The sequence below is a fragment of the Roseomonas sp. WA12 genome (genome assembly GCF_054165765.1).
The window spans coordinates 4,403,163-4,422,193 of the sequence record NZ_CM135108.1; the positions used below are offsets into that span (position 1 = coordinate 4,403,163).

Here is a 19,031-nt window from a genome sequence, read left to right on the forward strand (position 1 = left end):
GCATGCGACTAATACGAGACGAAATGCTGCAGACGTTCCAGGCCGACCCAGGAGAGATGTTTGGAGACTTCAGGCTGCCTGCGCCGCGAACTCTTGGGTCGAGGCCACAGCGGTTCGGGATTGGGCGACGGATCGGCCGCCGCGAGGTTTGGAGCCGCTCGTATCAGAGCTGGTGCCAGAACACGAAGACGCGGACCTCGCCCGCGGTTGCAGGGGTGAAGCCGATGTTCAGCGCCTCCGCCCTGTCTCGCCACGGGTAGAGCTGGGCCGAGAGCAGACCGGGCGCATTGTGCGGCCTCCAGCTGCCCTCGTCGAGTCCGAGATAGGCCCCGTCCGCCTCGAAGGATGCTGGTGGCAGGCCGGACCGGAGCGCCGCCCAGCTCGCCTCGGGCATGACGAGGACCAGGCGCGCGGCGGCGTCAATGCCGACCATCCACTCCGCGAACTCGGCCTTGGTGCTTGCCGGCAAGGGCAACCCGATCCGCCCGGCATAGGTGGCAGCCCGCCCCGCAACATCACCGGCTGCGCCGTCCTCCCCCTGCACGGCCCGGCCCAGCACGTTGATGAGTGCCGGACCCGCGCAGAGCGCCGCGAGGCCGGCCAGCCACCATCGGCGCCTCATTGCGAGGCGCCCTCCGGGACAGCGGCCCGAAACGGACTGGGCGGGGCACAGCACCCGATCCAGCCCGAGGATCGCCGAAGGTCGGGCATGCCGCAGCGTTCTCGATGTCTCATGCCGTCGCTCTGCCCTCGTCTTGCGCGGGTGATGCTGGCCATGGATTTCGCCCGCTGGCAGTTTTTGGGAAAGGCCGCGTGACCGCGGGCCCAGTGTAAACGCCCGTGTCGGGCTTGAGACCGGCCGCGCTGTGGGCTGTGCACGAGCTTTGTGACGGTGGTCGCGCAGGGCGGGTGAGGAGGAAGCGCATGACTGAGGTTGGGACCGGGCGTTGGCAGGCTCCTCTCGCGCTGCTTCTGGGGGTGGCGCTGGCGTCGCTACCGGGGGCGCTGTTCTCGATGCTGCTGTTCCAGCACATGCAGCGGCTGGCACTTCCCGCCCAGACCATTGCCCTGTTCCACCCGCCTTATGCCATCGGCCTCCTCGTGGCGGCGCTGCCGGCGGCGGCGGCCGCCGCGCGGTTCGGGGCGCGATGCAGCTTCCTCGTTGCGGTCGTCCTCGTGGCCGCACTTTCGATCGCGGCGGCACTTCCCCTAGAACAGGGGCCGCTGATCGGGCTGCGGCTGCTCCAGGGTGCGGCTTCCGCCGGGCTCCTCGCCGCGGGGCTTGCCCTTGTCCGGCCGGTGTTCGGCGAGGCGCAACTCGGGCTCGGCTTCGGCCTCGTGACCTTGGCCGGCGTGCTGGGAGTGACCCTGCTGCCGGTCCTCTCGGGTTTCGGCATGGGGTTCGGGGTGCCGGGCCTGGTGCTGCCTGGGTTGCTGCTGGCCCTCTGTACCCTGCTACTCGGCCTCAAGGCGCTGCCGGCCGATCAGGTGGCGAGGCCCTTCGATGTCCTCGGCGCGCTGCTGAACCTGGCCTGCCTCGGGCTCCTCCTGGGTGCCCTCTACACGGCGCCGTTCCGGCCCTTCCGCGGCTTCGTGCTGCTGGTTCTCGGACTGCTCGTCCTGGCCCTGTGGGTCTGGCAGCAACAGCGTCGGTCCGATCCCATGCTGCCCCTGGACCTTCTGACGCATCCAGAGGATTGCAGGGCGGCAGCGGCGACGCTGCTCGGCAGCCTTGCACTGGCGGCGGTGGGCACGGCGGCGACGCCGCATCTTGCGGGGGCTTGGCGCATTCCAGCGCAGGCGCTCGGTGCGCTGTTCCTGGCCGCCGCGGCAGCGACGGCCCTGGCAGCGCTCGCGGGCGGCTTGCTCCTGCAGGGCCGACCGGCCTGGCCGCCGGCACGTCCCGGTGCGCTGCTGCTGGCCCTGGGCGCAGCAATGCTCCTCTTCCCCTGGGGCGGCATGCCGGCCGCGCTGCTCGCGATGCTGCTTCTCGGGACCGGTCGCGGGTTGTTCGAGACGGGCAACGCAATGGCGCTGGTCGGGCATGCGCCCGGGGGCCGGGAGGCAGCGGCGGCCGGTCTTCTCGTCGCGGCGGGCGGGCTCGGGGGCGTGCTCGCGCCCTTCGTTGTGTTCCTGGTCCCGCTTTTCTGGCTCGGCGGGAAGATGCGTGACGGCGCGGCAGGTTCTCCCCTGCCCATTGGTCTTGGGCTGGTAGCTGTTACAGCACTTCTGGCAGCCTGGTTCAGCCTTCGTGAACGGCGGCCGCGCGGTGCAGCACCGGCCGTGGGTGGACCTCCCGGAGACATGTCCCCGTGAAGAGACCGTGCTGCTCCTCGCCGCACATATCGCCGCAGTACCCGCACGCGCCGCGACGATCGAGAAGGACGAGCAGCTTGTCATGCGGATCATCTTCCAGGACTGCCTCGGCTACATCCGTGATGGCTGCACGCCATTCCAGGGCCTAAGCACCCCCCCCCGGCTTCGGCCGAGGCGATCGATAGACTTCCGTTCCGCATGATCGAGCGCGAGAAGGCCGGTGAGCTTCTCCCTTCTCGCCTCCACTCCGGCCGATGCGCGCGGCATCGCTGATTCTGGACTGATCACATGGGGGGACCATCGGGCAGCCGCTGAGGCCAGCCGGGCACCACACCCCTGGCCCGATCCAGCAGGATGACACTTTGGAGCGGCCAGCTGGAGCGCCTTCAACCCGGGAACCCATCCCGGCATGGGCAAGTTTGGATCACAGGGATAGGGCCGCGAGCGATCGGTGCCCTAGCGGTGCTGTTCGCCCCCTTAAGCCTCGCCAGTCTGCCGCGCCTCGACAAGCTGCAAGCGCAATTCGGAGGGAGCGCTTTCCCCCCATGAGAGCAGCGCATCGAGTGCCGGGCAAAGTGATTGTCCCCATTCGGTCAGATGGTACTCCACCTTCGGAGGAACCTGATGGTGAACGATGCGCGCAACGACGCCATCGCCCTCGAGCTGGCGCAGCTGCTGGATCAGCATCTTCTGCGAGACACCGGGAATGGCCCGCTCGAGATCGGAGAAGCGTCGCACCTGTCCGCCGAAGAGCTGAAACAGGATGACGAGCTTCCAGCGCCCCTCAAGCACCTTGATGACGTTCTGCAAACCCTGCGCAGCCATCTCCGGCGTGTAAGCAACACGCTGACCTCGGGGTAAGTCCCTTACTTCTTCGTCCGTTCTTGTCATCCCTGCAGCCTAGAAACAGCTTTGAGCCCGGGCAAGAAATCTCCGGAGATAAGCGATGACCAACGGATTGCCGTCACCAATTGCGGCCTATGTCGCGGCCAATGCCCGCCTCGACGCAGAGGGCATGCTGGCGCCATTCGCACGGGACGCAGTGGTGCGCGACGATGGCGGGAGCCACGCGGGACGAGACGAGATCCGGACCTGGATCGAATCGGCGACCATCGCCAGCCACGCTGTTTTCATGCCCGAGACGTGGCGCGAGCGGAATGGCCGCACGGTCGTGGACGGCCTCACCACAGGCGATTTCCCGGGCAGCCCCATCCGCTTCACCTTCAGCTTCCTGCTTCAGCAAGACGCGATAGCCGGGCTGGAGATCGCCTGATGCCGCCGCAAACCACACCTGCCGAGTTCGCGGGACAGCGCGTCGTCGTCACCGGCGGCAGCAAGGGAGCCGGCCGAGCCACCGTCCAGCGCTTCCTGGACGCGGGTGCACGCGTGATGACCGCGGCGAGACGCCGGCCTGAGGATTTCGCCGGTGCCGGATTCGTGGAGGCCGATCTTGCAAGCCCGGAAGGAGCGCGCGCGCTCGCGGAAGCGGCCATCGAAGGCCTCGGCGGGGTCGACATGCTGGTGCATGTTCTCGGCGGGTCCACGGCCCCGGGCGGAGGCTTCGCGGCCCTGACCGAGGAGCATTGGCGCGCCGAGATCGACCTGAACCTGATGCCGGCGGTCCGTCTCGACCGGCTGCTCCTGCCGCATATGATCGAGCGAAGCGCGGGGGTGGTGATCCATGTCGCCTCCATTCAGCGCCGGCTGCCGCTGCACGATTCAACGACCGCCTATGCCGCAACGAAGGCCGCCCTGGTGACCTACAGCAAGGCCCTCTCGAAAGAGGTCGGGCCCAAGGGCGTGCGGGTCAATGTCGTCTCACCCGGATGGATCTACACGGAGGCGGCGGATGCACTCGTGCAGCGGCTGGCGGCCAGCAGCGGCGGAACGCCCGAAACCGCTCGCCAAAGCATCCTGGACGCGCTCGGCGGCATCCCCCTCGGCCGCCCCGCGAGGCCCGAGGATGTGGCGGAACTGATCGCCTTCCTTGCCTCGGACCGGGCATCGGCCATTCACGGTGCGGAGTATGTCATCGATGGAGGAACCATTCCGACAGTGTAGTTCCGCTTGCCGCACAGGAGTGCGCCGGGTGGCCGGCATCGGGTGGCTTCGTTTCGCCTCAATGCCGGCCACAAGGCCCAGGAACGCACCCCGTGATCCCGAAATTTGGGGGAGCGGCTACGCGCCGTGCTCCCGCCGGATCATCTCAGCAGCCCGCTCGCCGATGATCGCGCAGGGCGCCTGGGTGTTCCCGGTCGTTACACGCGGCATGATCGAGCCGTCCGCCACCCGAAGGCCAATGACGCCATAGACCTTGAGCTTGGCATCCACGACCGACATCTCGTCCCGGCCCATCTTGGCCGTGCAGCTCTGGTGCCAGTAGGTCACGGCGGCGTCGCGGATGTAGAGGTCGAGCGCGTCGCTCTTGAGATCGCCGGGCATGGCCTCGCCCCGTACGAAAGGGCGGAAGGCCGGAGCATTACCCAGCGCGCGGCAGAGCTCGACACAGGCTCTCGCGGTCGTCATGTCGGCCGGTTCGGACAGGAAGTTAGCCTCGACGGCGAGGGGAGCGACGGGGTCGTTGCTCTGCAGGCGCAGTCGGCCGCGGCTGGCTGGCTGCGCGAGGCCCGCGAACATCGTCCAGCCATGCGCCGGCACGCCGCGCGCCGCGGTCCGGTCGCTCGGGACGGGAAACTCGACTTGGCAGAACAGGAGGTCCGGTGCGTCGAGATCGGGCCGGCTCTTCCAGTACAGGGTAGCCTCACTGCCGCTGTTTCGCGGCGCAATCGGCTCGGCATACTCCCAGGTGCAGCCAAAAGAGACATGATCCTGGAAGTTCCGGCCGACGCCGGCGAGGTGCTGCAGCACCGGGATGCCGTGCCGCTCCAACTCCGCGCGGTCGCCGATGCCGGAATGCATCAGCACCTTCGGCGTCTGAATGGCTCCGAGCGACAGCACGACCTCGGCCGTCGCGCCCAGCTTCGTGACCTGCCCGGCGTGCAGGAATTCCACACCGGTCGCACGACGGCCCTCGAACACGACGCGACGCACGAGGGCATCCGTTAGCACGGTCAGGTTCGGGCGATCGAGCCAGGGCCAGAGATAGGCGCGGTACAGGGAATGGCGGCGGCCGTCGCGGACCATCATGTCGCTGATGGCGGCGCCACCCTCGCCCTCCATCATGCGGCCGTTCGGATTGTCGAAGCTGGGAATGCCGATCTCGCCCGCCGCGTCGAGCATCGCGTGCGCGATCGGGCTGGGATCGGCCGCGGGCTGCACCCAGACAGGCCCGCCGGTGCCGCGATACTGCGGGTCCGGGGCGCCCTGCCAGTTCTCGATGCGGCGGTAGATGCCGAGGACGTTCTCGTAGCCCCAGGATGCATCGCCTGCCTCGGAGGCAAAGAAGTCCCAGTCGCCGCGATGGCCGCGTGCCCAGACCATCACATTGATGCTGGACCCGCCGCCGAGACCCTTGCCCATGGACAACGGCAGCTGACGCCCGTTCAGGTGGGGGTTGGGTTCTGCCTGAAAGCCCCAGTCCCGCTCGCTGCCGAGATTGGTCGGCCACAGGGCAGGGTCGAGCACGGCCTCCGCCTCGTCGCTGCTGCCGGCCTCGAGCAGCAGGACCTGCACCTCTGGGTTCTCTGCGAGCCGCCGCGCGATCACCGAACCGGATGCGCCGGCGCCGCAGACGATGAAGTCATAATGGGGCTGCAGCCTGGCGGTCAGACGTGCCTGGTTTTCGCGCGCGCGGATGGAGAAGTCGTGGTCTTGCGTTGAAGCAACATCGATCATGGTCCGAAAGTCCTTTTCACATCGGGCAGCATCGTTCGCGTGCGAACGAGCGGCCGATGCCTGCGCACCCGTCATCCGGGGGCGGCTGCACTGAGCGCGCCACGGCAAGGCCGATCGGCGCGACGGCCAGTGCCGGGGTTGGCCCGACACTGGCTGATGTTGGATTGGTGTTGTTCTGGTCAGCGCGTGGGGCTGGCAGCCTGCAGCGCCGCCTGATGGATGACCTCGGCCACCACCTTCGGCTGAGTCATGAAGACGGCATGGCTGGCCGCAACCTCCGTCACCTTGGCACCGATGCGGCTCGCCATGTGGCGCAGCATGCGAAGGTCGAAGGCCTTGTCATCGGTCGCGATCACTGCCCAGCTCGGCCGGCTGCGCCATGCCGCCTGGGTCAGTTTCGTGCCGAAGGCGGACATGGCGATCGGCACCTGAGCGTCGCGCATGAAAGCGACGTCCGCATCGCTGGCGTCGGCGGCAAATCCGGCCTTGAAGTTCTCAGCCTTCACGAAGCCGAAGCCGTCACTGTGCGTATCGAGGACGAATTCGGGCGGCGTGACGAAGCCGTCGTACTGCTGCGCCGTGGTCTCGCCAGCATCGGGCGAGAGGGCCGAGACGTAAACAAGGCCGGCGACCTTCGGGTGGACGCCTGCCTCGGTGATGACAGTGCCGCCCCAGCTATGGCCGACGAGGATGGTGGGGCCGTCCTGGCGCTCGAGGATGCGACGCGTGGCAGCAACATCGTCGGCCAGCGAGGTGAGGGGGTTCTGGACGATGCTGACGCGGTAGCCGCGAGCGGTGAGCTCGGCATAGACGCCGCGCCAGCCGGAGCCGTCCGCGAAGGCGCCATGGACGAGCACGACGTTCCGGATAGGCTGCTGGCCCGCGCCCTGATTGGGCGACTGAGCCTGAGCAGCGCCAGCGATGCTGGCCGCGGCGGTAGATGCCACGAGGTCACGGCGCGTGGTGGACATAATGAGGGTTCCTTTCTGAGAGGGTTAAGAGGCGTGGGCGGTGGCCGACGACTTCAGCCCCGCATGAGGGAAAGAAGGTCCGGCTACACGGCCTCGCTGTACGCTGCGCCGTGCTGCATGGAGGCATCCTGCGAGCCGTGGCGGACCGTCTCGCTCTGCGCCGCTTCGGTGCATCGGCCCAGGGGCTCAGGACGGGGCCTTGCGGCCACATCTCGCCTGCCTGGCCTGCCAGCCACGAGTTGAGGACCGGGCGGATAATCGCGCTTCGGCGCCGGGGGATCGTGGTCGTACCGCCAAAAAATTCCAAAGATTCCGTGCGGACGGGTATGGTGGGATCAGTGCCCTCGAGCGGGGCTCGTTCGTGCCCGCGCCGGCAAGTGCGATGCTCGGCGCTCGATACCTTGCCCGGTGCAGGAGCAGGGCAGGAAATCTTCGCCGCTTGAAGCAGGCGCTCTGCCGCCCCGGCCGCCACGCTTCAACTCGGCCAAGTCGCGCCGTGCCGCGCCCGCCCGGGTGAGGCTGGGTCGGCTGCGCTCGCCGGGTATGATCCGTCTCCCTGTGGGATGATCGAGCGGCGGCGGGGTTCGTCCGGTCCAAGACACGCAGGATCTTTTAAGGAAGGGGAGGGGCCATGTCCGAGACAGCAAGAGCCTTCGCCTTCGGGCCCTTTCGCCTCCTTCCCGATCGCCGCAGCCTTGCCTCAGAGGGAAGGGAGGTGCCGATCCGCGGGCGGGCCTTCGACCTGCTCCTGGCCCTGGTGGAGCGACGGGACCGCGTCGTCCCCAAGGACGAACTTCTGGAGGCTGTTTGGCCCGGCCGGGTCGTGGAGGAGGGCAACCTGACCGTCCATGTCGCTGGCCTGCGCAAGCTTCTCGGCAGCGGCATCATCGCGACGCTATCCGGGCGAGGATACCGCTTCGTCGCGCCCGTCACCGAGATCCCCGCCGCGCACGAGCGGCAGTCCCGGCCGGCATCATCCGGCCCGGAGTTGTCGCGGGTGGCGACGCTCGGACCCGCGCCCGGGCCGGGGGACCTGCCCCGCCCATTGACGAAGCTCATCGGCCGCAGCGGCGATCTCGAACGGGTGGAGGAGGCAGTCCGGGGTTCGCGGCTTGTGACCGTGGTGGGGACCGGCGGCGTGGGCAAGACACGCGTCGCCCTTGCCGTCGCGGACCGCATCAGGGGCTGCTTCCCGGATGGTGCCTGGTTCGCCGATCTCGGCCCGCTGGAAGAACCGCGCTTCGTCGCGGCCACGATCGCGGCCGCCCTCGGTGTCGATGTCGGCGGTGGCGATGCGCTGCATGTCGTGATCGCCGCGCTCGCTGGCCGGCGCGGGCTGCTGGTGCTGGACGGCTGCGAGCACCTGCTGCGCGCCGCCGCCAATGTTGCCGAGGAGATCCTGCGAAGCTGCCCGGACATCGTGATCCTGGGAACCAGCCGCGAGCCGCTCCGCGCAGAGGGCGAGAGGCTGCACCGGCTGCAGCCCCTGGGCACGGCGGCACCCGGCGCTGCGATCACCGCCGAGCGGTTGACGGACGACCCCGCCTGCGAGCTGTTTCTCGAGCGGGCCTGCGCTGCACTCGGCAACTTTACACCGGGTGATGCCGAGGCAGGCGAGATCACGAGGATCTGCCAGCGGCTGGATGGAATCCCGCTCGCCATCGAGCTCGCGGCCCCGGTGCTGCAGGCCATGACCCTGGCGGAGCTTCGCGAGAGACTGGAGCGTCATTTCGAGCTGCTCAGCGCCGGGCGGCGGACGGCGCTTCTCCGGCAGCAGACGCTCAAGGCCACAATCGGCTGGAGCCTCGACCTGCTCGAGCCGCTGGAGCGTGCTCTTTTGCTGCGTCTATCGGTGTTCGGCAGCACCTGGACTGCAAGCTCCGCCGCCTTCCTGGCGGGTGGCGAGTCCGGGGAGGACGCAGTCTATGGCCTGATCGCCGCGCTGGTAGACAAGTCGCTGGTCCAGGCAGACCTGACGGGGGTCCAGGCCCGCTACCGCCTGCTGGACTCGACGCGCTACTACGCGGCAGAGCGACTCTCTGGGGCCGAGCTGGCCGAGGCCCGGCGCAGCCTGGCGCGCTGGCTGGTCGCAGCCTATGAGCGCGCCGAGGCGGACTGGCCGTTCATACCGGACGAGGACTGGTTCGCCGTCTACGCGCCCGAGATCGAGAACCTCCGGGCGGGCCTCGCCTGGGCGTTTGGCCCAGATGGCGATGAGCGTCTCGGCGTCGAGTTGGCGAGCCATACCGAGCATGTCTGGGCCGAACTGTCCCTGAAGGGGGAACTCCAGGATTGGTTCGACCTGGCGATCTCCAGGATCGACGAGGCGACCCCGCCGGATGTCGCGGGCCGGCTGTGGCTTGGCCGCTGCGGGTGGGTGGCTCCGAGAGGCGCCCAGGCCCTGGACGCTGCGCGCCGGGCGGTCGCACTGTTCCGTACGGCCGGTAGCCGGATCGATCTTGGGCGTGCGCTATGGCGGCAGGGCTGGCAGCACATCCTGGCCGGCGACCTCGCTGCGGCAGCGCCTCTGCTCGACGAGGCCGAAGCGCTTCTGCGGGGCGGAAAAGCGAGCAAGGCTCTTGTCTCCTGCCTAAGGGCCCGTGCTGTCTTCCACCTGCGTGGCAATCAGGCTGAGGTGGCGCAGGCGGAACTGGAAGAGGCGCTCTCCATCGCTCGCCGCCTTCGCAGCCCGCGCGACGTCGCCCTGACGCTGGGGAGCATGGCCGAGCTTCACTGTGCAGCGGGCCGCATGGGCGAGGCCATCGCGCTTGCCGAGGAAGCGCTGGCCTCCCTCGGGCCGGTGCAGGCACGCTCCGCCTGGGTGCAGCATATTGCGGGGGCGGTGGCTTCCTATCGACTGGCAGAGGGCGACATCACGCGTGCGCGCCCGATCATCGCGGAAAGGCTGGCAGCGGCCCGGCTCATGGAAATGCCGCATGAGGTCGCCGCCAATCTTGAGAGAGTGGCGCTGATTGCAGCAGGCGAAGGCATCCTCGCAACGGCGGGGCGGCTGTTTGGCTATGTTCAGCTCTGTCACGCGCAGCGGGGTATTCTGCGGAGCTTCGGCTCGCAGGCAGTCCATGATCGACTGCTGGCGGAACTTCGCCAGCGCCTGCCCCCGGATGAGCTGGAGCGGATGGCGACGCATGGCGCCAGCCTTGGTGAAGAGGACGCTGTCGCGGAGGCCTTCACCATCGTTTTGCCGCGAGAATGCAGCACCTGATGCTGACTGAGGTCGCATTTTCGAACCACTCCCTACGAGCGGCCGGATTGAAGAATGTGCCGCAGTTCACGCGCTCTAGTTAACCACCTGCGAGTGAGCTGCTCAGCCGCTGGCCTGCATGTGGCCAAGCAGTGCCGCGACCAATTACTCGACCAGGGCCAGTGCCGTGTCGGGCGACGCTGCCAAGACTGATTGGCACAATGCCGGCAGCAGCAAGAGATGGAGCCGCCAAGAGGTCAGTGAAGCCACCCCATCCGTGACTCCGCTGCCGGACGCGCCGCACCCCGCCTCACAACCTACTCCTCCGGCCCGCGATAGATCGTCGCGAGCCGCCAGGCCTCGCGACCGCGCCTGAACTCGAGACTGCCGACCCGTGCCTGGTTGGCGCGGAGGCTCGCGGGGTCCCCCCACGGCTCCGGCGTGTCCCGGATTGTCTGAAGCACCGTCCGCCCTGTCTCCACCTCCTCCACGGTGCGCAGCAGCCGGCGAAAGGCGGCGGGAAGCGCAGTGGCGGTCAGGCGCAGCACGGGTTCGTCGTCCAACTCGCCCCGGCTCTCGACCGGCAGGCGGCTCATCCGCGTGATGGCTGCCATGTCACCGGCGAGCGCCGCGGTGCGGAATGTCTGCCAGAATGCGCGGAATTCCTCGGCATTGCGGGCAACCTGCGCGCCGGCCGGGCCGGACACGTGCAGAGCGGCGAAGAAGGTGATGGCAGCGAGCATGGCGCGCCGCGCCGGCCCCTCCTGCTTCGGCGTCGCCACGCGGTCCTGCCATTCCTCGGTCTCGCCGGCCATGCGGGTCTTCTCCTTCCCTCTGATGACAGGGCTGGAACGGCGGAGTGGTGCGCAGCTTCTACGAGAGGACGTGCACAAGGACGCGAACGCCGGCGGCAGTTGTTCTGATGGGCGTCACGGAGTGGCAGGATGCCGTCGTAAGAAGTGGCATGCACGATGGTGCCGATCACATGGGAAGGCGCGGATCCTGCCCTCGGCGGTGGCTTGGCGGTCGTTGGCGGATGAGTGTTTTCCGCCTTCGTTGCGGTGTCGGTGGCCGACGGCGTTCAATCCCGTGCGGGACGGCGCTCCTCGCGCCGCTGTGGAGCGCGGCTGCCAGTGCCGCCTCGTCCTGCACCGGCGTGGACCGTCGCCTGCCGAAGGCCGAAAGGTCCGGCCTGGAGCGAGCGGTTGCGGCGGAAATGGAGCTGCCGCGTGTGCAGGCTCTGCAATCCTTCCGCTACGCCGGCTGCGCATCCTCTACGTCGCCACCTTCCGCACGGATGAGATCTTCCTGTTGTACCGTCACGACCCGCCGAGGGGACGAAGCCTGACCCGCTGGGGCGGGGCCGCCCGTATGGATGAGGAGCCGGAGATGCGGCGCTGGGTGCAGCAGAACGCACCTGATATTCCGGCGCAGCTTGCGGGCTGCTTCGCCTAGCATGTTACGCAGGGCCGGGACCTCTGACAGGATATCGCGGCAGGTCCGCCATGGTGCGGAGCGATCCGGCGACACCTGCCGTTTCTGATGCGCCAGACCTCAGAAGCCGTAGAGACGGGCCGGGTTGTCCACCAACAGGCCCTGCAACGCTGCCCGATCGGCCATGAGGGGCAACAGGTCGAGCAGTGCAGCGTCATCCTCTACCGCGTGACGCGGGTTGGAATGCGGGAAATCCGTGCCCCAGACCACGCGCTCTGGCGCCGCCTCGATCAAGGCCTGCGCGAAGGGGAGGGCGTCGTGGAAGGGCAGGCCGGCGGTGGAAACCCGGTCGCTGCCCGATACCTTCACCCAGCAGTTTTCGCGCCGCATCTGCTCCAGCAAGGCGCGGAAGGGGGCCTGATCCAGGCCCCCCGCGGCGTCCACACGGCCCATATGGTCGATGACGAAGGGAATGCGAAGCGCGTCCAGCTCCTCCCGCAGCTCGATCAGATCGGCAGCGTCCAGATGGATCTGGGCGTGCCAGCCGAGGGGAGCGATGCGATCGACGGTGCGGCGGAAAAAGCCAAGGTCGGGGCGCGCCTTCAGGTGCTTCACGAAGCCGAAGCGGACGCCGCGCACGCCGCCATCGTGCAAGGCCTGGAGCGCGCGCTCGTCAAAGCTGTCATCGATCAGGGCGATGCCGCGGTAGCGGCCGTCACTGGAGGCGATAGCGTCGAGCATGGCGCTGTTGTCCGTGCCGTGGACGATGGCCTGCACGATGACGGACCGCGTGATGCCCAGGCGGGCGTAGAGGGCGGCGAGATCCTCCTTTCCGTGATCGGGAGGGGTGAAAGGGCGGCCTTCCGCGAAGGGGAAGCGCGCCGCAGGGCCCCAGATGTGACAATGGGCGTCGCAGGCGCCCGGCGGGGGGATGAAGCGGGCCATCAGTCGGCCCTCACCCCAACGGCCCGCACCACCTCGCCCCAGCGGCCCACTTCCGCCCGGATGAAGGACAGGGCTTCGTCGGGGCCGCTGACGATGATGCGGGCTCCCTGGGAGGTGAACTGGCCGGCGGTGGCGGGCCGCGCCATGGCGGCAGCCGTGGCGGCGTGTAGCCGGGCCACGCGCTCGGGCGGCGTGCTGGCCGGCGCGAGGAGGGCATACCAGTTCTCGATCTCCATGCCGGCCACCCCCGCCTCGGCGAAGCTCGGCACATCGGGGAGGGCAGGGGAGCGCTGCGGGCTTGTGACCGCAAGGGCACGCAGCCGCCCGTCCTGCACATGCGGCAGCAGCACGGGCAGGTCGAGGAAGGCGATCTCCACCTCGTCGCCGAGCAGGGCCGTGATGGCCGGCGCGGCGCCGCGATAGGGCACATGGGCGATGACGGCGCCCGTGTTCAGCTTGAAGCGCTCGCCCGTGAGATGCGGAGTGCCTCCGGGGCCAGAGGAGCCGAAGTTCAGCTGCCCGGGCCGCGCCTTGGCGAGGGCGACGAGCTCCGCCACGCTGCGCGCCGGAACCTTCGGGTTCACGCAGAGCAGGGTGGGCACGCCGGCCACGATGGAGACCGGGGCGAAGTCCTTTCGGGAATCGTAGGGGTTGTTCGGCATCAGCGTGACGTTCACCGCCACTGCGCCGGTGCTGCTGAAGCCCAGCGTGTAGCCGTCTGGCTGGGCCTTCGCGACCGCATCCGTTCCCACCACGCCGCCGGCGCCGGAGCGGTTCTCCACCACGACCGAGGCCTTCAACTCCTCCGACAGCGCCTGGGCCACGATGCGGGCAGAGAGGTCAACCGGGCCGCCTGGGGGAAAGGGCACGACCAGGCGGATCGGCCGGTCCGGGAAGGACCTGTCCGGGGAGGATTGGGCGGCAGCGCCAAAGGAACGGAGGGCCGGTGCGGCCAGGACTGCGCCGAGGAGGGTGCGGCGCGTGCTGGAGGGGTTCATCGGGCGCTTTCCTGTTCCTCGTTCAGTCGCAGCGGACGGACATGCCGCCATCCACCACGATCTCGGTGCCCGTGATGAACCGTGCCTGCTCGGAGGCGAGGAAGAGCGCGGCATTCGCCGTGTCGCGCCCATCCCCCGCGAAGCCGAGCGGGATGCGCTTCACGCGGGAAGCGAGCAGCGCCTGCACATCCCCGCCAGAGCGCTGGCCGGCCAGGCGCGTCTCCACCATCGGCGTGTGCATCTGGCCGGGCACAACCGTGTTCACGCGGATGCCGCGGGCGGCGTACTCCACGGCCACGACGCGGGAGAACTGGATGATCCCGGCCTTCGCGGCCGCGTAGGCCACCTGCGCCGCGCCGGTCCAGCGAATGCCGGAGGTGGAGGCAGTGTTGACGATAACGCCGCCGCCCTGTGCTTCCATGACAGGCAGCACGTGCTTGCAGACCAGAAAGACGCTTTTCAGGTTGTAGTCGATCTGGGTGTCCCAGACCTCCTCGCTCATCTCTACCGGCCCGCCCTTGGACGAGCCGCCGACATTGTTCACCAGCACGTCGATGCGGCCGTATTCGGCCAGTGCGGCCTGCACCATGGCGGCGATGGAGGCGCTGCTCATCACGTCACACTCGCCCATGGCGAAGCGGCCGCCCTCCTCGCGGATGCGGGCGGCGGTCTCCTCCATCGCCGCCGGGTCCTTGTCCACGCCGTAGACCAGCGCGCCCTCCCGCGCGAAGAGCACGGCGGCGGCGCGGCCATTGCCCCAGCCCGGCCCAACGGAACCGGCGCCCGTGATGACGGCGACCTTGCCCTCGAGGCGTCCTGCCATGTGATCGTTCCTCTGCTTGATGAAGGCGTCGCTGCGCGATGCCTCAGTCCATCCTGATGTTTGCGCGGCGGCCCACCTCGCCCCAGCGCGCGCTCTCGGCCAGGATGAAGTCGCGGAACTCGACCTGGCTGCCTCCCATCGGGCGCGCGCCCTGCTCGCCGTAGGCGCGCACCAGTTCCGGGTCGCGCAGCGCGCGCGCGGCGGCATCCTGCAGCAAGGCCTGGATCGGCGCGGGCACCTTCGCGGAGGTGACGAGGCCGTACCAGTTGTCGGCGGTCACCGGCACGCCGGCCTCCGCCATGGTGGGCGTCTGCGGCAGGAGTGGGGAGCGCTCACCGCTGGCGAGAGCGATCGGGCGCAGCGTGTTGCCCTGCACCTGGGACATCATCGCCGGCATATCCGCGAACATCATCTGGACCTGGCCGGCGATGAGATCCGTCACCGCCGGGGCGGCGCCGCGGTAGGGCACATGGGTAATGTCGATCCCGGCGGCCGCGCGGAACGCCTCCCCGGCCAGATGCGGCATGGAGCCGATGCCGGATGAGCCGTAGTTCACGCGACCGGGATTCCTTTTCGCGTAGTCCACCAGCTCCGCCACCGTGTTCACGGGAAGCGAGGGCGGCACCGCCAGCAGTTCCGGCATCAGCGCAACGAGGGTGATGGGCGCCACATCCTTCGCCACGTCGAAGGGCATGGGGGCGCCGAGCACGGGGGAGATGGCGATGGCACCCGCGCTGGTGAGGCAGAGGCTGCGGCCATCCGGCGCGGCTTTCACCACGTTGTCCGTGCCGATCACGCCGCCCGCGCCGGAGCGGTTCTCCACCACCAGGTTGCGCTCGAGGATGGCACCCAGCTTCTGGCCGAGCACGCGGGCGACGAGGTCGTTCGGCCCGCCCGGCGGGAAGGGGACGACGAGGCGGATGGGCCCTTCCGGGATGCGCGCGGACTGCGCGATGGCCGGGCGGGCCAGGGAAAGCACGGACGCCGCGATGAAGCCGGCAAGCTGGCGACGGGTGGGCATCTGGTCGTTTCCTCGGTTCGTTGTCGCAGCGTCCGGTCAGCCGCCGGGCGTTCCCTGCGTGTTGACGTAGAGCGCGTAGAGGGAGTGGCTGGCGGCCATGAAGAGCCGGTTGCGGTGGCGGCCGCCGAAGGCGAGGTTTGCGCAGCGCTCCGGCAGGTGGATGTGGCCGATCGGCTCACCGGCGGGGTTGAAGACGCGCACGCCATCCTGCTCCGGGTCCATGCCCCAGCCGCACCAGAGATTGCCGTCCAGGTCCACGCGGAAGCCGTCCGGCGTGCCGGTACCGGCCTCCACCAGCACGCGGCCGTTGCGCAGGGTGTCGCCCGCCACGTCGAAAACACGAATGGTGCGCGGGCGAGAGCGGGATTCGATGACATAGAGCCTGCTCTCATCCGGCGAGAAGGCGAGGCCGTTGGGGCCGTTCACGTCATCCGCCACCACCGTGGCGCGCCCGGTCACGCCGTCGATGCGGTAGATGTTGGCGGGCAGCTCCTGCTCAGCCTTCATGCCCTGGTAGTGCCCGAGGATGCCGAAGGGCGGATCGGTGAACCAGATCGAGCCGTCCGACTTCACCACCACGTCGTTGGGCGAGTTCAGCCGCTTGCCCTCGAAGGAATCGAGCAGCACGGTGATGGCGCCGTCATGCTCCGTGCGGGTGACGCGGCGGCCGCCGTTCTCGCCGCCGTGCTCGCAGGTGACGAGCCGCCCCTCGCGGTCCCGCGTGTTGCCGTTCGCGTGGTTGGAGGGGGCGCGGAAGGGCGTGACCTGGCCCGTGGCCTCGTTCCAGCAGAGGATGCGGTCGTTGGGCACATCGCTGAACAGCAAGCTGCGCCAGGCGCCGAACCAGACCGGCCCTTCCGCCCAGCGGCAACCGGTGTGGAGGCGCTCCACCCCGGCGAGCGCGAGTTGGTACCGCTCGAAGCTGTGGTCCAGCGCGCGGATCGCCGGATCCGGGTAGCGCAGGCTCGGCTCCCACATGGCGTCAGGCTCCCTGGCCGCCGGGCGGGTCGCCCGGTTCGGCGCCCAGCTCCGGCGCGAAGGCGTCGGGCATGCCGAGCTCGAAGACGTTCAGCGTCATCGCGACCAGGGCGTAATAGCCGAGGATGCCCACCAGCTCGACCATGCCGCGCTCGCCCAGCATCTCCACCCCGCGGCGGTACAGCGCATCCGGCACGCGGCGCGTCTCCATCAGGCTGGTGGAAACGTCGTAGACGGCCCTTTCCCGCGAATCCTCCAGCGCGGGCGTGCGGCGCGCGGCGATGGCGGCGACCACCTCCGGATCCATTCCCGCCTTCAGCCCCTCGCGCTTATGCACGGTCCACTCGTAATGCGCGGTCCAGTGGCGGGCGGTGATCAGGATGGCCAGTTCGGAGAGGCGCGGCTCCAGCGTGGTCTGGTAGCGCAGCAGCTCACCCAGGCGCTGACCTCGGCGCGCCAGCTCCGGGTTCTTCAGCCAGGCGATCATCGGGGCGGGCACGCGGCCGCGGATGCCGGAAACGGCCTCCTGGCAGACCTCCCTCTCCTCCGGCGTTCGCTCTGCAGCGGGCGTCAATTCGATCCGGGCCATGGTTCCATCTCCTCCCTGCCGCGCTCAGCCTGCGGCATGTTCAGCAGCGCGGGCCAACGGCGCGGGGTCGCCCCCGAGGTCGCGCGTCATGGCCGAGGCCTCCCGCAGCACCAGAGGCACGCAAAGCGCCTCCGTCTCCGCCGTGAAGCGGTAGAGCGGCACGGAGATGCCGATTGAGCCGGCGACATTTCCCCCGGCATCGAGCACCGGGCAGGCGATGGCGGCGATCCCGGGCAGGCGCTCCCCTCGGGTCACGACGGGGAGGCTTTCCCCGCTCTCCAGGGCGATGAGGGAGCGGCCATGGGCGCCGCGGCCGAGCGGCTGGGCCTCGCCGACATGGGCGACGTCGCGAACGAGCTGCGGCGAATCCAGCCGGAAGACGCAGCGGCGTTGGTCGCCCTCCCGCACGAAGAAGGCGGCGCTCTCGCGGCTCTCGGCGCGCAGCCGCTCCAGCGCGGGCATCACATGGTGCTCCAGGCGCAGCGAGCGGCGGAACACGTCGCCCAGCAGGAGGAGCGTGGGGCCGAGGAGGTAGCCACCGGCGGGCAGGCGCTTGACGAAGCCGTGCCCCTCCAGCGTGCCGAGCAGGCGCAGCGCGGTCGTCATGTTCAGCCCGGCGCGGCGGGAGAGCTCCGTCAGGCCGAGCGGCCCATCCTCCTCCCGGAACGCGCGCAGCAGTACCAGGGCGCGGTCCACGGCCCGCACCCCGTCCCCCGGCAGGCCGCCGACGGGGGTGGCTGGGGGCACCGTGCGAAGCGCCGCGGGCCCACGGTCGGGCGCTTCGTCCGTGGTGATATCCGGGGCGCGTCGGGGCTGCTTTGCCATCGCGTCAGCCTAACCTTGTCTTCCGTCAGTTGGAAGTCGCTTGCGCAGCGTGGAAGCGGGTGCTTAGGGTGCCGACAAGACAAAGGGGAGGCTGCGCCATGGACAGCGCGAGACGGGGCGGCCGCGCCGCGAGCGAAAGTCTTTCCGCCCGGCGGGACCTTTTGCGCCTCTCCGCGGCAGGCGGCGCCTCACTGGCCACGCTGCGTGCTTTGCCGGCCCTGGGCGCGGAGACATACCCCTCCCGCCCGATCCGCGTGATCGTGCCCTTCACCGCCGGCGGCGGCACGGATGTGGTGGGACGCGAGCTCGCCCAGATGCTCGCGGTGGAGCTCGGGCAGGCCGTGGTGATCGACAACCGGGCGGGCGGGGGCACGGTGCTCGGCTCCGACCTGGCCTCCAAGGCGGCGCCGGACGGCTACACGCTGCTGCTCACCACCTCGGCGCTCGCCATCAACGCCTCCCTCGTAAAGAACCTGCCCTATGACACGGCAAGGGGCTTCTCCGAGGTGGGGCTGATCTGCCACGGGCCGAACGTGGTGGTGGTGCGGCCCGACAGCCCCTATCGCAGCATGGCGGACATTATCGGTGCGGCGAAGGCGGATCCGGGCAAGCTCACCTATGGCTCCTCCGGCAACGGTTCCGCGGTGCATCTGGCGGCGGAGCTGTTCAAGCTGACCGCCGGGGTGGACATCACCCATGTGCCCTATCGGGGGGCCGGGCCGGCCTATACCGATCTCCTCGGAGGGCGGCTGGACATGGTGTTCGGCACGGCAGGGGGCGTGGCGGCCTTCGTGAGAGGTGACCGGATGCGCGCCCTGGCCGTGACCTCGCCGCAGCGCACGCCGGCCTATGAGGGGGTGCCCACGGTCGCCGAGACCTTGCCGGGTTACGAGGCGGAGGTCTGGTACGCCGTGTTCGCGCCGGGCGGCACGCCGGCGCCAATCCTGGCGCGGCTGAACGAGGCGATGCGGAAGGTGACGCAGTCGCCGGCCTATCACTCCCGCCTGGCGGGGGAGGGGCTGACGGTCGCGGTGAACAGCCCGGAGGAGATGACCCGCTTCATGCGCGCCGAGGAGGCGCGCTGGCGCCGCGTGGTCACCGACGGCCGCATCACCTCCGACTGATGAGAACGAG

17 protein-coding genes are annotated in these 19,031 nt (G+C 69.3%); 5 read left to right on the top strand and 12 right to left on the bottom strand.

Translation table 11 applies throughout. The annotated features are described in order from the left end of the window. Nucleotides 1-163: 163 nt before the first annotated feature. Nucleotides 164-622, bottom strand: coding sequence for a hypothetical protein (locus ACVBD7_RS20860; RefSeq protein WP_458095159.1), 459 nt, complete (start codon nucleotides 620-622; stop codon nucleotides 164-166). Between the two features lie 302 nt (nucleotides 623-924). On the opposite strand from ACVBD7_RS20860, the gene ACVBD7_RS20865 reads away from it, so the two are divergent. Then, nucleotides 925-2,316, top strand: coding sequence for an MFS transporter (locus ACVBD7_RS20865; protein WP_458095160.1), 1,392 nt, complete (start codon nucleotides 925-927; stop codon nucleotides 2,314-2,316). Between the two features lie 477 nt (nucleotides 2,317-2,793). On the opposite strand, the gene ACVBD7_RS20870 is transcribed toward ACVBD7_RS20865, so the two are convergent. Next, nucleotides 2,794-3,207 carry a winged helix-turn-helix transcriptional regulator gene (locus tag ACVBD7_RS20870; protein WP_458095161.1) on the bottom strand — a complete coding sequence of 138 codons (414 nt, stop codon included), beginning with the start codon at nucleotides 3,205-3,207 and terminating at the stop codon, nucleotides 2,794-2,796. A gap of 55 nt (nucleotides 3,208-3,262) precedes the next feature. Between ACVBD7_RS20870 and ACVBD7_RS20875 the strand changes: the two genes are divergently transcribed. Then, on the top strand, nucleotides 3,263-3,589 hold the full coding sequence (locus tag ACVBD7_RS20875) for a nuclear transport factor 2 family protein (RefSeq protein ID WP_458095162.1): 327 nt from the start codon (nucleotides 3,263-3,265) through the stop codon (nucleotides 3,587-3,589). After that, nucleotides 3,589-4,377, top strand: a complete 789-nt coding sequence (locus ACVBD7_RS20880) for an SDR family oxidoreductase (protein WP_458095163.1) — start codon at nucleotides 3,589-3,591, stop codon at nucleotides 4,375-4,377. Before ACVBD7_RS20875 ends, ACVBD7_RS20880 begins: the two co-directional genes overlap by 1 nt. Nucleotides 4,378-4,494: 117 nt before the next feature. On the opposite strand, the gene ACVBD7_RS20885 is transcribed toward ACVBD7_RS20880, so the two are convergent. Together ACVBD7_RS20885 and ACVBD7_RS20890 are read right to left on the bottom strand one after the other, a co-directional pair. Continuing rightward, nucleotides 4,495-6,111: a GMC family oxidoreductase gene (locus tag ACVBD7_RS20885; protein WP_458095164.1), complete on the bottom strand. Its 1,617-nt coding sequence runs from the start codon at nucleotides 6,109-6,111 to the stop codon at nucleotides 4,495-4,497. Between the two features lie 179 nt (nucleotides 6,112-6,290). Then, on the bottom strand, nucleotides 6,291-7,082 hold the full coding sequence (locus ACVBD7_RS20890; RefSeq protein ID WP_458095165.1) for an alpha/beta fold hydrolase: 792 nt from the start codon (nucleotides 7,080-7,082) through the stop codon (nucleotides 6,291-6,293). 631 nt (nucleotides 7,083-7,713) lie between these two features. Here ACVBD7_RS20890 and ACVBD7_RS20895 point away from each other — a divergent pair. Next, the gene (locus ACVBD7_RS20895) at nucleotides 7,714-10,305 is read left to right on the top strand and encodes an ATP-binding protein (RefSeq protein ID WP_458095166.1); all 2,592 of its coding nucleotides are present in this window, start codon (nucleotides 7,714-7,716) and stop codon (nucleotides 10,303-10,305) included. A 296-nt stretch (nucleotides 10,306-10,601) separates the two neighbouring features. Here the strand turns inward: ACVBD7_RS20895 and ACVBD7_RS20900 are convergent, their stop codons facing one another. The 8 genes from ACVBD7_RS20900 to ACVBD7_RS20935 form a co-directional block, all read right to left on the bottom strand. Then, nucleotides 10,602-11,099, bottom strand: a complete 498-nt coding sequence (locus ACVBD7_RS20900) for a hypothetical protein (RefSeq protein ID WP_458095167.1) — start codon at nucleotides 11,097-11,099, stop codon at nucleotides 10,602-10,604. Between the two features lie 739 nt (nucleotides 11,100-11,838). Then, nucleotides 11,839-12,663 carry an amidohydrolase family protein gene (locus tag ACVBD7_RS20905; RefSeq protein WP_458095168.1) on the bottom strand — a complete coding sequence of 275 codons (825 nt, stop codon included), beginning with the start codon at nucleotides 12,661-12,663 and terminating at the stop codon, nucleotides 11,839-11,841. After that, nucleotides 12,663-13,661: a Bug family tripartite tricarboxylate transporter substrate binding protein gene (locus ACVBD7_RS20910; RefSeq protein WP_458095169.1), complete on the bottom strand. Its 999-nt coding sequence runs from the start codon at nucleotides 13,659-13,661 to the stop codon at nucleotides 12,663-12,665. The genes ACVBD7_RS20905 and ACVBD7_RS20910 overlap by 1 nt, the downstream gene beginning before the upstream one ends. A 22-nt stretch (nucleotides 13,662-13,683) precedes the next feature. Then, complete coding sequence (locus ACVBD7_RS20915) at nucleotides 13,684-14,484, bottom strand: SDR family NAD(P)-dependent oxidoreductase (RefSeq protein ID WP_458095170.1); 801 nt, start codon at nucleotides 14,482-14,484, stop codon at nucleotides 13,684-13,686. Between the two features lie 43 nt (nucleotides 14,485-14,527). Continuing rightward, on the bottom strand, nucleotides 14,528-15,505 hold the full coding sequence (locus ACVBD7_RS20920) for a Bug family tripartite tricarboxylate transporter substrate binding protein (protein WP_458095171.1): 978 nt from the start codon (nucleotides 15,503-15,505) through the stop codon (nucleotides 14,528-14,530). Nucleotides 15,506-15,541: 36 nt separating this feature from the next. Beyond that, the gene (locus ACVBD7_RS20925; RefSeq protein ID WP_458095172.1) at nucleotides 15,542-16,483 is read right to left on the bottom strand and encodes an SMP-30/gluconolactonase/LRE family protein; all 942 of its coding nucleotides are present in this window, start codon (nucleotides 16,481-16,483) and stop codon (nucleotides 15,542-15,544) included. 4 nt (nucleotides 16,484-16,487) lie between these two features. Then, nucleotides 16,488-17,072, bottom strand: a complete 585-nt coding sequence (locus ACVBD7_RS20930) for a carboxymuconolactone decarboxylase family protein (RefSeq protein WP_458095173.1) — start codon at nucleotides 17,070-17,072, stop codon at nucleotides 16,488-16,490. Between the two features lie 24 nt (nucleotides 17,073-17,096). Further along, the gene (locus ACVBD7_RS20935; protein ID WP_458095174.1) at nucleotides 17,097-17,897 is read right to left on the bottom strand and encodes an IclR family transcriptional regulator; all 801 of its coding nucleotides are present in this window, start codon (nucleotides 17,895-17,897) and stop codon (nucleotides 17,097-17,099) included. A 98-nt stretch (nucleotides 17,898-17,995) separates the two neighbouring features. Here ACVBD7_RS20935 and ACVBD7_RS20940 point away from each other — a divergent pair, with 98 nt between their 5' ends. Then, nucleotides 17,996-19,021 carry a Bug family tripartite tricarboxylate transporter substrate binding protein gene (locus ACVBD7_RS20940; protein ID WP_458095175.1) on the top strand — a complete coding sequence of 342 codons (1,026 nt, stop codon included), beginning with the start codon at nucleotides 17,996-17,998 and terminating at the stop codon, nucleotides 19,019-19,021. The last annotated feature ends 10 nt before the right edge of the window (nucleotides 19,022-19,031 follow it).